This window comes from Chitinophaga niabensis, from assembly GCF_900129465.1.
Taxonomy (GTDB): Bacteria; Bacteroidota; Bacteroidia; order Chitinophagales; family Chitinophagaceae; genus Chitinophaga; species Chitinophaga niabensis.
Genome location: NZ_FSRA01000002.1, coordinates 2,079,361 through 2,093,745 on the forward strand (window position 1 = coordinate 2,079,361; position 14,385 = coordinate 2,093,745).

Annotated in this window: 12 protein-coding genes; all 12 read left to right on the forward strand. The window is 45.0% G+C overall.

Annotation, left to right across the window (positions count from 1 at the left end):
• The first annotated feature begins 145 nt into the window (after nucleotides 1-145).
• The 12 genes from mnmE (at nucleotide 146) to BUR42_RS25830 (ending at nucleotide 14,347) form a co-directional block, all read left to right on the forward strand.
• Nucleotides 146-1,522: a tRNA uridine-5-carboxymethylaminomethyl(34) synthesis GTPase MnmE gene (gene mnmE / locus BUR42_RS25780; protein ID WP_074242432.1), complete on the forward strand. Its 1,377-nt coding sequence runs from the start codon at nucleotides 146-148 to the stop codon at nucleotides 1,520-1,522.
• A 199-nt stretch (nucleotides 1,523-1,721) separates the two neighbouring features.
• Nucleotides 1,722-1,856, forward strand: coding sequence for an SRPBCC family protein (locus tag BUR42_RS30105; protein ID WP_262488013.1), 135 nt, complete (start codon nucleotides 1,722-1,724; stop codon nucleotides 1,854-1,856).
• Nucleotides 1,853-2,014 (forward strand): SRPBCC family protein, encoded by a 162-nt coding sequence (locus tag BUR42_RS30110; RefSeq protein ID WP_262488014.1) that lies wholly within the window; start codon nucleotides 1,853-1,855, stop codon nucleotides 2,012-2,014. Before BUR42_RS30105 ends, BUR42_RS30110 begins: the two co-directional genes overlap by 4 nt.
• A 188-nt stretch (nucleotides 2,015-2,202) precedes the next feature.
• Nucleotides 2,203-4,635, forward strand: a complete 2,433-nt coding sequence (locus tag BUR42_RS25790; RefSeq protein WP_074242433.1) for an ABC transporter permease — start codon at nucleotides 2,203-2,205, stop codon at nucleotides 4,633-4,635.
• A gap of 265 nt (nucleotides 4,636-4,900) precedes the next feature.
• Nucleotides 4,901-5,983: a serine hydrolase domain-containing protein gene (locus tag BUR42_RS25795; protein ID WP_074242434.1), complete on the forward strand. Its 1,083-nt coding sequence runs from the start codon at nucleotides 4,901-4,903 to the stop codon at nucleotides 5,981-5,983.
• Between the two features lie 222 nt (nucleotides 5,984-6,205).
• Nucleotides 6,206-8,419, forward strand: a complete 2,214-nt coding sequence (locus BUR42_RS25800) for a tetratricopeptide repeat-containing sensor histidine kinase (RefSeq protein WP_084185822.1) — start codon at nucleotides 6,206-6,208, stop codon at nucleotides 8,417-8,419.
• A complete protein-coding gene (locus BUR42_RS25805; RefSeq protein WP_074242435.1) occupies nucleotides 8,416-9,051 on the forward strand; it encodes a response regulator transcription factor in 636 nt (211 codons plus the stop codon). The genes BUR42_RS25800 and BUR42_RS25805 overlap by 4 nt, the downstream gene beginning before the upstream one ends.
• Before the next feature lie 90 nt (nucleotides 9,052-9,141).
• Complete coding sequence (locus BUR42_RS25810; protein WP_074242436.1) at nucleotides 9,142-9,738, forward strand: hypothetical protein; 597 nt, start codon at nucleotides 9,142-9,144, stop codon at nucleotides 9,736-9,738.
• Nucleotides 9,739-9,789: 51 nt separating this feature from the next.
• Nucleotides 9,790-11,112: an OmpA family protein gene (locus tag BUR42_RS25815; protein ID WP_074242437.1), complete on the forward strand. Its 1,323-nt coding sequence runs from the start codon at nucleotides 9,790-9,792 to the stop codon at nucleotides 11,110-11,112.
• Between the two features lie 10 nt (nucleotides 11,113-11,122).
• Entirely contained in the window at nucleotides 11,123-12,355 is a 1,233-nt protein-coding gene (locus tag BUR42_RS25820) for a hypothetical protein (protein WP_074242438.1), read from the forward strand.
• Nucleotides 12,356-12,489: 134 nt separating this feature from the next.
• The gene (locus BUR42_RS25825; RefSeq protein ID WP_074242439.1) at nucleotides 12,490-13,083 is read left to right on the forward strand and encodes an RNA polymerase sigma factor; all 594 of its coding nucleotides are present in this window, start codon (nucleotides 12,490-12,492) and stop codon (nucleotides 13,081-13,083) included.
• Between the two features lie 91 nt (nucleotides 13,084-13,174).
• The gene (locus tag BUR42_RS25830; RefSeq protein ID WP_074243221.1) at nucleotides 13,175-14,347 is read left to right on the forward strand and encodes a FecR family protein; all 1,173 of its coding nucleotides are present in this window, start codon (nucleotides 13,175-13,177) and stop codon (nucleotides 14,345-14,347) included.
• Nucleotides 14,348-14,385 lie beyond the last annotated feature (38 nt).

Below are 14,385 nucleotides of genomic sequence, written 5' to 3' on the forward strand. Positions count from 1 at the left end.
AGATGTCAATCAAGGAGTTTATTTTGGAGCTACTGATTAAGAGTCAGTAGTTATTAGATTCTTTTGTTTATTTATTTATGGCCTTTGGCTGGTAGAATAAATCCCGGCCAGACTGCAGGTAGGTATTTTTATTTAATTTCGATGCATGATTGGAAAGTTAGGAGGTCATGATGATACGATAGTTGCGATTGCAACTGCACCCGGGATCGGGGCTATTGCAGTGATCCGTTTGAGCGGGACTGCTGCGATTGCTATTACTTCAAAGCTATTTCCCTCTAAGGACCTGGCTGCGCAGCCCGGGCATACATTGCATTTTGGGGCTTTGCATTTTGAAGGGAAAGTTATTGACGAAGTAGTGGTTAGCCTGTATCATGCTCCCCGCTCCTATACGGGAGAAGAGGTAGTGGAGATTTCGTGCCATGGCTCACCTTATATACAGGCGCAGATTGTTGAGGCCTGTATAGCATCGGGGGCGCGTATGGCTAAGCCGGGGGAGTTCACACAAAGAGCATTTCTGAACGGTAAGCTGGATTTGACGCAGGCAGAATCCGTGGCAGACCTGATTGCCAGTAATACGGCCGCATCTCATCAAACAGCCATCCAACAAATGCGGGGAGGCTTTTCCCGTGAACTGCAGGCTTTGCGGGAGCAGTTGATCAGGTTCTCAGCACTGATAGAACTGGAATTGGATTTCAGCCAGGAAGATGTAGAGTTTGCGGACCGGTCTGCTCTTTACCAGTTAGTGGAGGCTGCGTTGGTGGAGGTTGCTCAGTTGGTTAAGTCTTTTAAAGCCGGCAACGTAATCAAGAACGGAGTAAATACTGCCATCATTGGAAGGCCGAATGCGGGCAAGTCTACTTTGCTGAATACATTACTGAATGAAAACCGTGCTATTGTAAGTGATATTGCCGGTACAACCCGTGATACGATTGAGGAGGTGTTGAATATAGGAGGTATCCTTTTCCGCCTGATTGATACGGCGGGGATACGGGAGAGCTCCGATCTTATTGAAAGTATAGGAGTGGCCAAGTCTTTGGAGAAGATGCGGGAAGCGGGGATTGTGATCTACCTCTTTGATGTGGCGGAGCTTTCAGCAGCTGAGGTACTTGCACAGGTGGCTTCATTTGAGGCAGAGGGGATCTCTTATTTACTTGTAGGGAATAAGGTCGATCTTCTAGCAGATGCTGAGACTAAGTTTTCCTCTATTCCTGGGATCCTGTTTATTTCTGCGAAGGATCATTCCCGTGTTGATGCTTTGAGGGAGCGGTTGGTGGCTGCGGTGATGGGAGGTTCTGTCAATACAGAGAATACGATCATTACCAATGTGCGGCATTATACGGCTTTGCAGGAAGTGTATTCTTCTTTGCAGGATGTGAAACGTGGGATGGATGAGGGGTTGCCGGGGGATTTGTTGGCGCTGGATATCAGGAGGTGTTTGTTTTACCTGGCGGATATAGCAGGGGAGGTGACGAATGAGGATCGGTTGGATTATATATTTTCGAAGTTTTGTATTGGCAAATAACCCCCATTTTTTTCTTTCTAAAGAATGATGGGCTTCCAAAGGTCAAACTTGGCAAATCGCTCCGGTTTCATAAACCGACGACCATGGCGTATAGTAACCAAGTATAACACCGGCCAGGCTATGATCAAAAAGAATCCCGCCGAAGTATCTGGAGAAATTCTATGGCCCACAGCTTGTGAAGACCGGCGGTTCTTTTAAAATGTCTTTTCAGAATTTTTCCACCGGCAACAGTCATTCATTTGGTGGGAAGTATGTAGAAATTAAACCGAATGAATTTCTGAAATATACGATACGGATCAGTTTGATGATCCTAACTTACCGGGTGAGATCATGACGTCTGTATGGCTGAAGAAAAATATGGCAGGTACGGAGATAAAGGTCCTGCAGGAAGGAATTCCTTCTGTTATACCGGAAGAGATGTGTTATTTAGGCTGGCAGGAATCGCTGGATAAGCTGATGAGGCTGGTAGAGCCTGAGATTCCGGATGCCTGAGGCTAATTACTTCAAAACGGGAAAGGATCATCTTTTCCCGTTTTGCTGTACCCCTGTCCGGAAACGGACGCCCATTGTGCTGAAACCGAACGACTGAGCATACCTATAAGGAGGTAATTTATTGATTATCAATTGAGAGGACTATGGCATTTTCTTAGCTATCTTAGTCAGGATGTATACGTCACCTTATGTTCAAAAATTACCTAGTCGTTACTTGGAGGTCGCTTTGGAAGAATAAAACTTTCTCAGCTATTAATATATCAGGCCTTGCTATTGGCCTTAGCGCATCATTAGTAATATACCTGCTGGTGAGCTATCATTTTGGCTTTAATAAGTTTGACAGAGATGGTGACCGGATTTACAGGATAGTATCTGACTTCGTTTTTACCGGCGTTGAGTATCATAATTCCGGTGTTACTTCTCCCCTTGGCAGGGCCGTTCAGAACGAACTTACAGGCTTTGATGAAGTGGCCGCCTTCCGTACATGGAATGATGGTGTAAAGGTAAGCGTGGCGGATGCGCATAAAAGCTTTAAAAAGCAAAGGAATATCATCTTTGCCAATGTTCACTATTTTAATCTCTTTCGTCATCAGTGGATTGCGGGTACTCCCGCCACTGCCTTACAGCAGCCTTACCAAACTGTATTGACTGCATCCAATGCACAGCTTTATTTCCCGGGGCTTTCGGCTAGCGAAATAATAGGCAGGGAGCTTTATTTCAATGACACCGTGCGTACCACCGTTACCGGCATTGTAAATGACTTTAAAGAGAATACCGATTTTGCCTTTAAGATATTTGTATCCTATAGCACCCTAAGCACTACGGGCCTGAAGCCGGAGGACTGGGATCAATGGAGCAGCACTAACGGCGCTTCGCAACTCTTTGTGAAACTCTCTGCAGGTGCACAGGTGCCGCAGGTGGAAAAGGAGATCAATAAGCTATATAACAAATACAATAAGCCTGAGCCGGGGAATAATAATAAAACCTCCTACAGGCTGCAACCCCTGAACGACATTCATTTTAACAGTACTTATGGTGCATTTGGCCAACCGCTTGCTAATAAGCAAACCTTATACGGTCTGCTGGCTATTGCTGCTTTTTTATTATTGCTGGGCTGCATCAACTTTATCAATCTAACTACGGCGCAGGCTGCACAGCGCGCAAAGGAAATAGGTGTACGTAAAGCTATCGGCAGTTCCCAAAAGCAACTCATCCTTCAATTCCTGGGTGAGACTTTTCAGCTTACTTTAATTGCAGCGCTGCTGTCAATACTGCTAACGCCGCTGATCTTAAAAGCCTTCGCCGGTTTTATCCCTGAGGGCCTGGGGCTTAGTTTGGCAACACAGCCTGGCGTGCTTTTATTTTTAATCTTATTGATATTGCTGGTCACTGTGCTGTCCGGCTTTTATCCTGCCCTGGTATTAGCCGGTTACAATCCTGTGCAGACCTTAAAGAACCAGACTTACGCGAACGCCGGTAAAACGCGTAATGCATGGATGCGTAAATCCCTGACCGTATCACAGTTCGTAATTGCACAGGTGTTTATTCTGGCCACCGTTGTTGTCAGCAAACAGATCCATTATTCGCTTAACAAAGACCTTGGTTTTAAGAAGGATGCAATTGTTTATTTCAGCACCAATGTTAATGAGCCGGATGCAAAGAAAAGGATTTCGCTGATGAACAAGCTGAAAGCGATACCTGAAATTGCCATGGTGAGCCTGGGCTCTGCGCCGCCTTCCTCCAATGGTAGCTGGTCCAGCACCATGAGATATAAAGATCTTGAAACAGATGTACAGGTTAAAATTGGCGATACCGGCTATCTTAAATTATATGGCTTACAATTGCTTGCAGGGGAAAATATACAGCACAGCGATACTGTAAATGGGGTGCTCATCAATGAAAGATATGCGCAGATATTGGGCTTTGCCACATCGCAACAGGCAATAGGTCAGTACATAACCTGGGATGAAGAAAGACATGTGCCCATAACAGGAGTGATCGCAAATTTTCACCAGACCTCTTTACGTGAACCTATCAAGCCATTGATAATAGCTCACTGGAGCGCTAAAGCGAACACCTTTAGCATTGCCTTGTACCCGCAGAACAAGGCAGGTACGGCATGGAAGGCAGCTTTTGGGAAGATGGAGAAAGCATGGAAAGAAATATATCCGGAAGAAGATTTCTCTTATAGTTTTTTTAACGAAGAAATAGCCAGGTTCTACAAAAATGAAAGGCAGATCTCCCGTCTGCTGATGTGGGCTGCAGCGCTGGCTATATTCATCAGCAGCCTCGGCCTGCTGGGGTTGGTCATTTATACTATCCGGCAGCGTACCAAAGAAATAGGTGTACGTAAAATACTCGGTGCTTCTGTTGTTCAGATCGTGACGCTGATCTCAAAAGAATTTATTCTGTTGGTCATTTTAGCATTTATAATTGCTATACCGCTTGCATGGCTAAGTATGCACCAATGGCTGCAGCAATTTGCTTACAGGACGGGCATGAGTTCCTGGATATTTGTGGTCAGTGGGCTGGTCATGCTTTCTATTGCATTGCTTACGCTGGGGTTACAGACTATCAGGGCGGCATTAGTGAACCCGGTGAAGAGCCTGAGGGCGGAGTGACCGGGTGACCAAACAAGGCACTACGGACCTTTTCTTATTCGTTTACGCCTGCCACAGGAAGGCTGTAGAGACAAAAGCAAGCGCTACGATCTATACTTCATCAACCCCTAACTCCACCACCTTTGACTTACCGGGGTAGAATTTGAGAAAGCAAATGGGTCGTTGTTTTTGGAAATAATGTGTACGCGGACGGTATCAAGGGATTGCAAATTCTGTATTGAGAAGTAGGCTTTTTCTTCTATTTAACAACCAAAGAAATCTAACCATGCAGAAACTTATAATTTTTGGTCTGCAACTACTTCCACTTTTGACAGTTGCTCAAACGGCAAAGCCTTTACAGAGTTCCCTTGAAGTATTTCCTGATAGCACCTGGGAAAGGATTATCAATCCGGGCGACTATGGCTGGAATAACAGAAAGTTAAAGCAACTTCGTGGTTTTATTATTGATAGCACTCACACTACGGGAATGGTGGTGATACAAAGTGGTAAAGTTTTGTTTGAATATGGGGATGTACAAGAACTTAGTTATCTGGCTTCATGTAGGAAGAGCGTTCTTTCGATGCTATATGGCCCTTTTGTTACCAATGATAAGTTAAAGTTGAATACTACCATTGAACAACTGGGACTTGACGATGTGGGTGGATTACTACCGATTGAAAAGAAAGCGACTATTAATGATTTACTCACGGCCCGCTCTGGTGTTTACCATGCAGCCAGTAACGAAGGTGACGCTTCTGCTATGGCGCCTAAAAGAGGCAGTGTTACACCAGGCAGCTTTTGGCTATACAATAACTGGGACTTTAATATAGCGGGGTATATTCTGGAGCGGCAGACAGGTAAAAGCATATACGAGCTCATTGACTCTATACTGGCTAATCCACTACAGATGCAGGACTGGAGGATCGAAGCGCAAAGAAAGACCGGTGATACCACAAAGTCAAAATACAAGGCGTATCATATATGGTTTTCAACTCGTGATATGGCACGGTTAGGCTACCTTATGTTAAGGAACGGAAAGTGGAAAGATCAACAAGTGCTTCCTGCCAGCTGGGTAAAAACCACTACTTCAATTGTTACCACAAACAAGGAGGCTGAGCAAAACAAGACCGCTTACTTTCATTTTGGTTATGGATACTTATGGTGGATCTGGGATGCACCATATAATAAAGGTGCCTATGAAGGCGCTTATTCCGCCACGGGTGCCTTTGGACAATTTATCACCGTTCTGCCAAAACTTGACCTTGTGATAGCTCATAAGACAAAGTATGAATATGAGCGACAAGTTTCTACTGAGCTTTATTTAAAAATTCTTGATAAATTATTAGCAGTCCGGGATGCTGAAAAGTAAACCACGACTAACATAGCGGCGCATCATTTATAATTCAGCAAGTAAATTACAGCTGAATATTTTCGGAAAAACGTTTATTTCTATTTCGTATTTTCCTACTGATAATTCGTTGGTCCTTAATAAATATTACTTTCGGCATCGGCAAGTGATCTCGTTCCTTTCCCCGGAAAAACTTCTTAATTCCCTATTTTATTCGTACATTTTCCTCATAATTCAACCCCTATGAATTTCAGGCTTTGCCTGTTATGCACGTTCTCGCTTTTGCTTCTGACGGCTGCTGCACCTCGGGCACAATTCTATTCCAAAGATTCCGCGACAATATTCAAACTTATTGCAACCGCGGAAGAACATTTTTCCAATTCAATCTACGATTCCGCCCTACATTATTGCGACCTTGCAATCAATTACAGCCGGCACAATAACTATAAAAAAGGATTGGCTTTCGCGCTGATAGAAAGGACAGACATCCTCATAGACAAAGGAGATCTGGAAAATGCAGCCTTGCAAGCCGGTAGCACCAGGGAGATCGGTCAGCAACTGAAAGATTCCATGATTGTTGCTATTTCCCTTATGCAAATGGCACAAGTGAATATGTACGATAAAAAATATGACGAGGCCATTCCCTATTTTGAAAAAAGCGTACAGCATTATTTCGAAAAACATCCTTCCCGGTATGCCGCGCTTGCCTTCAACGATTTCGGATTTACCTATGGCATGAAAGGGGAGCTGGACAAAAAGGCCCATTGCCTGATCCGTTCCATCGATGTATATGAATCACTTGGAGATGGGTTCGATGGTGAAAAGGCCGCCGCTTATAACAATCTCGCCACTGTTTATTATGAGCTCAAACAAAGGGATAAAACCATCGAATACGCGAAAAGATCCGTTGCCTACAGGGAAAAAGCCGGTGATATTTCCCGCCTTTCCCTTGGATGCTGTAACCTCAGCCAGTTCTACCTTGGCGTGAATAACGAGGAAGCAAGACGATACCAGCGCCTCTGCGTAAAATATGCCGAGCAATCGGGCGACGAATCCCGTATCATTCATTCTTACATCACTTCCTCCCTCATCGCAAGTGAACAAAAAGACAGCACTACGGCACTCGAATATGAAATGAAGATCATTTCCCTGCTGGAGAAGAATAGAAAGGATCCGCTGATGCTGGCCCGGCGCTATATTGCTGCGGGTATGGCTTTCATGAAAAAAGATTCAGTCCAGGCATTATCCTGGTTCAACAAATCCCTGGCACTGTCGGGTTCCCTGAACGACAAATTTAATCTTCGTGACCTTTATTATCAGCTTGCGATCTTTTACAAAGATCATCAGAACTATGAAGAAGCCTATCATTACTATGTCAGACATATCCTCTACAGGGACAGTATCATCAAAAACAATACAGCAACTGCTATCGCCGGTCTGGAAGCCAAATATGAAAGTGAAAAAAAAGACAACCTGATTTCCCGCCTCAATACCGCTCAGGAGATTAAAACCCTGCAGATAGAAAAGCAGAAAGCCCTGCTGGCAGGAAATCTCGAAGAAGCAAGGAGGAAACAGAACGAGATCATCCTGCTGTCTAAAGAAAAAGAAGTGCAAGACCTGAAGATCAGTCAGCAGGATGAAAAACTGGAAAAACAATTACTTCAGGTCAATTACAACCAGCAACAATTGGAGCTGGCGGCCAAAGAAAAACAATTGAAGGAGAAACAGCTGAAAAGCTCCCGCATGGTCCGTAACCTCCTGCTCACAAGCCTTCTTCTTTTATTGATCATTGGATTCTTCCTGTTCAACCGGTACCAGTTGAAACGAAAGATCCAGGAACAGGAAGCCCTGCTTGCCGTGCGTAATAATATCGCCAAAGACCTGCACGACGAGATCGGCTCCACGCTCACCAGCATTAGGATATTATCGGAAGTTTCCGGGAAAGACCTGCAAAAAGAAGGCAATAAAGTCTCAGGCTTCATTCAAAAGATCACTGAACAATCCGCTGCCGCCCAACAGGGCATCAGCGATATTGTGTGGGCAGTGAAACCTGAAAATGACAAGCTTGAAAATATGGTGGTCCGCATGCGTGAGTATGCTGCACAAACACTGGAAAGCAGAAATATTCAGACCTCCATCAGCATCGACGAAAAGCTGCTGGATACGAGTCTGGATATGCGGCAACGAAGAGATCTCTTCCTGATCTATAAAGAAGCGATCAATAACGTCTCCAAATATGCACAGGCAACAGAAGTGGACGTTATCATAACACAACAGGAACAAGAGCTGAACCTTACTATCCGGGACAATGGCATTGGTTTCAATGCTAACGGAACCCACAGCTCAAACGGGCTTAATAATATGCAGGCACGCGCAAATGCATTGAACGGCACATTAAGCATTCACTCCGCCGAAGGACAGGGCACGCTTATCAGTCTAAAAATACCCGTTACATGACGATAAAAGTATTGGCATATGATGATAACGAAGTTATCCGCACCAGCATTGAAATACTGATAGCTTCAGAAGATGGCCTGGAACTGGTGGCCGCGATACCCAATGCGGAAACAGTGGAAACGGATGTGAAAGAATTGCGTCCGGACGTTGTTCTGATGGATATTGATATGCCTGTTGTAGATGGTGTGACGGCGGTTAAAAAGATCCGGGAATTCAACCCGCAATTACCGGTGATCATGCTTACCATCTTCGATGATAATGAAAACATCTTTAAGGCTATTTGCGCAGGGGCATCAGGTTACCTGTTGAAGCAGAATATCACGGGCGAAATTCCCGGGGCTATCCGCAATGTTCTGGAGGGCGGAGCCCCCATGACGGGAGCCATAGCAAAAAAAGTATTGCAAATGCTACCGCAAGCCCGTTCGGAAGAACCGGAGAAAGGAAATCTTTCCGCAAAAGAATCGGCTATCCTTCAGCTGCTGGTGAAAGGTTACAGTTATAAAATGATCGCCGGAGAACAGGGTATCAGTATCGATACCGTTCGTTTCCATATAAAAAAGATATACGATAAACTCCACGTACACTCCGCTACAGAAGCCGTTTCCAAGGCTATAAGGGATAAGCTGGTATAATGCACCTACATGGATATGTAGTTGAATTCCCTTTACCGTGATCGTAGGTTTGGGAGGATAAAATTTTTTCTTATCCCCAAAAATACAGTTATGAAACAAACCTCTTCTATCTTCAAAACCAGTGGCTTGCTGTTGGCATTGATGATCATTACAGGCTCCGCCATTGCACAGATCAACATTCCGCCCGCCATGCAAAAGTCGATCGTCAGCAACAGACTTCCTGCACACATCCAGCTGACAGAAGCACAGATGAAAAAGATCATGATCAAAAAGATTGATCTTTCTGCCAGCAAGATCAATTTTACCATCATAAAATGTAAGGACCGCTTTAACGCACACGTTGTTGTTGAAGGCGTGGTAAAGAACACGGGTGGGCTTGCCTATTCCTCCAACGCCAATCAACAATCCGCATTGCTGTACGAAGATAATGGCGGCAGACTCCAGCTAGTAGCATCGCAATCCTTCCAGAACCTGGCTCCGGGTGCAGAAGTAAAAGTATCTTATACAAGGCCCTGGAACCGGTCCTCCCCTGCAGAAGGCGAATTTCCCCCCAATTATGTACTGGTGATCGGCTTCGATCCGGATATCTATATCGATGGAAACGACAGCAACGATGACAGTAATTATGGCAATAACAGGTTTACCAGATCTGCCGCCGAAGTCAACAGCAACTGGACCTGTAAATAAATCAAAAAGCCGCTCCTGTACTTCAGGGCAGCCTTTTCCAAAAACATCAATATGAAAATGATCCTCGCGCTGTCCATCATACTGATGAGCGCAATAACTTTACATGCACAGGTCTCTCTGCCCAAGAGAGTGGAACAAAGGGCAAAGGACAAATCCGGCAACAAAGTGGATGAAACTGTAGACAAAGGCATTGATTCCGCCTTTTCTAAAACAGGCCGGGCCATCGGTAACCTGTTCAAGAAAAAAGACAAAGGTAAAAAACAACAGAACGACCAGGAAAATGGTTCCGGTGCCGGAAATGAAGTAACCGGAACTGCCGAAAGAAAAAGCACCGGGAACATTTCCGGAGCTCCGAAGAACATCAACAGCACCACTGACTTTGTGCCTGGGGAAATGGTACTGTTTGAAGACGATTTTGAAAAAGATGCATTAGGAGATTTTCCTGCACAATGGAATACCAATGGAAGCGGAAAAGTGGTGACCATAGGAGGGCTGGATGGAAAATGGCTGGATGTGGTGCACAATTGTATTATTACCCCGGTTATGAATAGGCAATTACCGGAAAACAGCACCATAGAGTTTGATCTCTTCCTCAGATCGGAAACAGGGCGCAGCACACCGTTCATCCAGTTCGGGCTCACACAGGTGAAAGATATTCTGAGGGAAGACCTGTTCTACCAGGACCGCTTCTTTATCAACCTCCACCGGTATACGGAAGAAGATGGGAAAACCCTGGAATACGGATTGAAGAATGATATCATTGGCAACAAAAGTAATTTCCCGCTTACTTCTTATGTGAATAAAGTGCTGCATGTTGCGATTGCCGTTAATAAATCCCGGATCAGGCTCTACCTGGACAATAACAAGATCATCGATCTTCCACGGGCATTGACCAGTGCAATGAGAAACACTTTTTTCCTGAACAATAATGCGGTGATACCTGCCTCCGAGATCGGCATGCTTATCAGTAATGTACGCATAGCATCGGCTGAAACAGATGCCCGTAGCCTGCTGGTCAAACAATTGATGGAAGAAGGGAAAGCGGTGACAAATGATATACTGTTCGATGTAAACAGTGACAAGCTCAGGCCGGAATCTTTCAGCATCATCAATCAGTTTGGAGATGCCTTGCAAAAAGAGCCTTCGCTGAAAATAAAGATCATTGGTCATACCGATAATGATGGCAATGATGCCAGCAACCTGGCATTGTCACAGAAAAGAGCGGTTGCCGTAAAAAGCTATATCACGGAAAAATATGCTGTAGCCGGCTCCAGGATCCAAACAGACGGAAAGGGTGAATCGCAGCCCGTGGCAGATAATGCCAGTGTGGGTGGCAAAGCAAAGAACCGTCGCGTAGAATTTGTAAAACTTTAATTTCCCTGTCATGAAAAATATTCTGCTGGCGTTTGTTCTGGTCGGTTTAGTCATAACAGATGCCACAGCTCAGCCCAGGAACCGGAGCAGGGATAGCCTGGGCGTGATTCCCTGGCGGGCTGCTGTAAAAAATGCACCTGTATTGACCGGCCATTCGGAGCCGCGCATTATTGTGCCACACGAGCAACCTTTATGTTTTCCTTTCGAGTTCGATCTGAAGATAAATATTCCCGGTAAAACGGTGGAACAGGCAATGTTCATCAATAGCAATACCGGTGTGATCGGCTATTTGCCTCCGGCTGAAGGCGGACTGGTGAACATGCTGTTCCCGGAACTGGCTGATTTTTCTTTTTATATCATGAGCCTGAAGGGAAATACCTTTCACTATTCTACACGCAAAGGGAAAAATAATATCATAGAAAAATGGGTGTCTACAGGAAATACCAATACAGATCCGTACCGTATGGCCACAATCGATGTTTCCCGGCCGGCAGACCTGCAGCGTAAAGGTGTTACTGCTCCATACTGTAATGGAACCATGACGGCCATGGCATACCGTTTTGCCAGTTCCCCGGATATGACATGGTACCTGTACGGAGACCGGTTCCCTGAAAAGCTGCATCCACGGAAATTCCTTGGCAATTTTGGAGTGGGATATCTCTATACAGACGAAGGATTATATATTGTTACGGAGATCCAGGCTTCTTCTTATTCCTGCAGGGTAACGGACATCCTGATCATGAACACCTGCCTGAATACAAGTGAATTTAAGGTGATGGAAGACGAGTATGTACGAGGACAAACGATAGCATTACAAAAAGAAAAAGAGAAACTGGAGAGCCAATCAGTTAGCGGCCCCTGCGCTTCCGAGCAGGCCATTTTACTGACCTTCAGAAAGGAACAGCAAAGGAAAAAGGAAGAGGCCCTCCGGGGGGCAGGCACCGGGAATATTCACCAGAATATAAATGCACAGAAGAGCATGCTGAGTATGATGGACCCGCTGGCCCTTGTACAGGAAAACATCCTTTCTGCTAAAGTAAGCATTTGCAAAATACAACATGCCCCTCGCGCCACATCGAGGAGTACGGCAAGACTAAGTTGCCTGACCAACCGGCTCAGTACGCTAATGCGGCTTGAAGCCCAGATGAGGGCACTGGATGCACAATATGTTAATGAGCCAGGTAAGGCCTATGCAGAGAAAAGTAAGTTGTATATGCAGAATCTGCCGGGAGAATGTGACTGATATAGATTTGATATCTTTAGGCCGGGGTTTCACAACCCCGGCTTTTCTATTGTTTGAAGAAACTTAACTTGACAATTACAAGATAATTTCTTTAACTTGTACTCATACCATTTAACCATTACAACCAAAACTCTTTGCCGGGAAACTCCTTCACCAATGAAAAAGCGCTGCTATTGCGAGTTGCAGAGGGCAATGAAAATGCCTTTGCAGAATTGTTTCATAACTACTACAACCAACTTGGCGATTTCATTATCCGTATAACAGAATCCGAAGAAATTACCCAGGAGATCGTTCAGGATGTATTCCTGAAAATATGGACCAACCGCCAGGCATTGGCCAAGGTAGATAGTTTCAAAGCCTATCTATTCACAGTAGCCAGAAATCATGCATTTAACTGCCTTAAACAAACGGCCCGGCTAAGGAACCGCCAGAAGGCATACGAATATTATGAACTTCAGGCTGCCGGCACCCAACATGAAGAGGCCATGTCTACCGATGTACTGCAGCTGGTTGAAAAGGCCGTGGAACTGCTTCCTCCCAGGCAAAGAAGCGTTTTCCTGTTAAGCCGGAAAGAAGGTATATCCCATGAGCTCATTGCCAGAAAGCTCAATATCTCCCACGAAACCGTTAAAAAGCATATGGTATTGGCACTGAGGTTCTTAAGAGACCATCTCCGTACCAGCCTTCGCTTTTTAGTCCTTATTCTTTCTTTCATATTCCGCAGCTAGAAATTTTTTTTTAAATCTCATTACCTCCCTTGTACAATTACGTTGTCTTACCATCAAACTGGGGAATAACTTTCTTCACCGAATGACACATATGCATAAAGCTAGACTGGCTTATCTATTGAGTATCTATTTTGATAAAACTGCTACAGCTGCAGAGGTAGATGAGTTGATGGAGGCGGTTGAGGACAGTAAACATGATGAGGAGCTCAAAAGTCTGCTCGCCGAATTATGGGAGCAACACCATAGCCATCATCGGCCGATCAGTGAAGAAAAGGGGGCTGAGACGTTAAGAGCTATCCTGCAACAGGAGAGAGTGTTGAAACCAGTAGCCGTAAAGAAGCGGTGGTGGCCGGCAGCGGCAGCAGCTGCCATTATGTTATTCATCGCAGGTTATTATTGGATGAGCAATCAGCGGCCCACGAATGAGTATATGGCAGAACAGCCTGTACCACCCTATGTGATCAAACCCGGTGGGAATAAAGCGGTATTAACACTGGCGGACGGTTCTCATATAGAACTGGATTCCTCACGTGAGGGCGTGCTGACAACACAGGGAAGCGCGGTGGTTGTGAACTCCAGTTCATCCATATTAGCCTATGGCCCCAATAAAAACAGCACAGATGAAGCAGTATATAATACATTGTCTACACCAAGAGGAGGACAATATTGCCTGATACTTTCAGATGGCACCAAAGTATGGCTCAATGCCAATTCCAGCATCCGCTTCCCGGCCACTTTTAATGGCGATACAAGAAGCGTGAGCATTAAAGGGGAAGCTTATTTTGAGGTAGCAAAGAATAAAGCAAAACCATTTCTCGTAACAGCGAAAGAAGCAACAATCAGGGTATTGGGTACCCATTTCAATATCATGGCCTATGAAGATGAAGGCATGATGACCACTACCTTGCTCGAAGGAGCAGTAAAGGTATCTAAAGGAGACAAGTTTAAAATATTGAAGCCGGGGGTACAGGCACAGATCCTTGCTGACGAAACAATGAAAACCGCAATTGTTGATGTAGATGAGGAAATGGCCTGGAAGAACGGTTGGTTTAACTTTAACTCATGGGATATTCAACGCATTATGCGGCAGATATCCAGATGGTACGACATAGACGTAGTATATGAAGGGAAGATGCCAACAGGGCATTATTCAGGAATTGTAAGCCGTGAAAACAATATCTCTCAGGTATTGCAGATCATGAAGGCTGGTGGTGTTGACTTTAAAATAGAAGACCGCAAGATCATAGTGTCCGAAGGCCACTAGCTAACGTTAATTTCAAGGGGACGACTCCCCGATAATTA

Bases quoted from the DNA above. Each gene is read 5' to 3' on its own strand.
- BUR42_RS25820 (WP_074242438.1), top strand. From the start codon at position 11,123: ATGAAAAATATTCTGCTGGCGTTTGTTCTGGTCGGTTTAGTCATAACA.
- BUR42_RS25805 (WP_074242435.1), top strand. From the start codon at position 8,416: ATGACGATAAAAGTATTGGCATATGATGATAACGAAGTTATCCGCACC.
- BUR42_RS25795 (WP_074242434.1), top strand. From the start codon at position 4,901: ATGCAGAAACTTATAATTTTTGGTCTGCAACTACTTCCACTTTTGACA.
- BUR42_RS25810 (WP_074242436.1), top strand. From the start codon at position 9,142: ATGAAACAAACCTCTTCTATCTTCAAAACCAGTGGCTTGCTGTTGGCA.
- BUR42_RS25815 (WP_074242437.1), top strand. From the start codon at position 9,790: ATGAAAATGATCCTCGCGCTGTCCATCATACTGATGAGCGCAATAACT.
- BUR42_RS30105 (WP_262488013.1), top strand. From the start codon at position 1,722: ATGTCTTTTCAGAATTTTTCCACCGGCAACAGTCATTCATTTGGTGGG.
- BUR42_RS30110 (WP_262488014.1), top strand. From the start codon at position 1,853: ATGACGTCTGTATGGCTGAAGAAAAATATGGCAGGTACGGAGATAAAG.
- mnmE (WP_074242432.1), top strand. From the start codon at position 146: ATGATTGGAAAGTTAGGAGGTCATGATGATACGATAGTTGCGATTGCA.
- BUR42_RS25790 (WP_074242433.1), top strand. From the start codon at position 2,203: ATGTTCAAAAATTACCTAGTCGTTACTTGGAGGTCGCTTTGGAAGAAT.
- BUR42_RS25830 (WP_074243221.1), top strand. From the start codon at position 13,175: ATGCATAAAGCTAGACTGGCTTATCTATTGAGTATCTATTTTGATAAA.
- BUR42_RS25800 (WP_084185822.1), top strand. From the start codon at position 6,206: ATGAATTTCAGGCTTTGCCTGTTATGCACGTTCTCGCTTTTGCTTCTG.